Genomic DNA, 723 nt, shown 5'->3' with positions numbered 1-723 from the left:
GCAAGAAATTCTAATTGCAAAAACAATCGGTTGTTCACGTTTTGTATTCAATCATTTTTTAGCACAATGGAATGACGCATACAAAGAGACAGGCAAAGGATTAACTTATAACACTTGCTCTTCTCAATTAACACAACTAAAGAAAGAATTAGTTTGGTTAAAAGAAGTAGACAGCACATCACTTCAATCATCACTCAAAAACCTTGCTGATTCGTATACTCGATTCTTCAAGAAACAAAACAAAGCACCGCGTTTCAAGTCTAAAAAGAATAAAGTGCAATCCTACACGACAAAGCATACGAATGGAAATATTGCGATTGCGGGCAACAAAATCAAGTTACCTAAACTTGGATTAGTTAAGTTTGCGAAAAGTCGTGAAGTAGAAGGGCGTATTCTTCATGCTACAATGAGACGAAATCCAAGTGGCAAGTATTTTGTTTCGATTCTTGCTGAAACAGAAGTACAAGAACTTCCTAAAACATGTTCATCTGTTGGCATGGATGTTGGTCTGAAAGATTTTGCGATTCTTTCAACAGGTGAAGTTTTTGGGAATCCTAAATGGTTTCGTAAACTAGAAGAAAAATTAGCGAAAGCACAACGTGTTCTTTCTAGGCGACAGGAATTAGCGTTAAAACGAAAATGCAAACTGGATGAAGCAAAAAACTATCAAAAGCAAAAACGTAAAGTAGCTTGCATCCATGAGAACATCACGAATGCAAGAAC

Annotated in this window: 1 protein-coding gene; it reads left to right on the top strand. The window is 36.2% G+C overall.

Annotated elements, in window-relative coordinates; all coding sequences use genetic code 11:
• On the top strand, positions 1 to 723 hold a 723-nt coding region (locus MR059_RS21490; protein ID WP_242162033.1), incomplete at both ends, for a transposase.

The sequence above is a fragment of the Bacillus cereus group sp. BfR-BA-01522 genome, from assembly GCF_022662635.1.
In the GTDB taxonomy this organism is placed as follows: domain Bacteria; phylum Bacillota; class Bacilli; order Bacillales; family Bacillaceae_G; genus Bacillus_A; species Bacillus_A cytotoxicus.
Note: the sequence above shows the minus strand (reverse complement) of the source record. Positions and strands in the feature narration are given on the sequence as shown.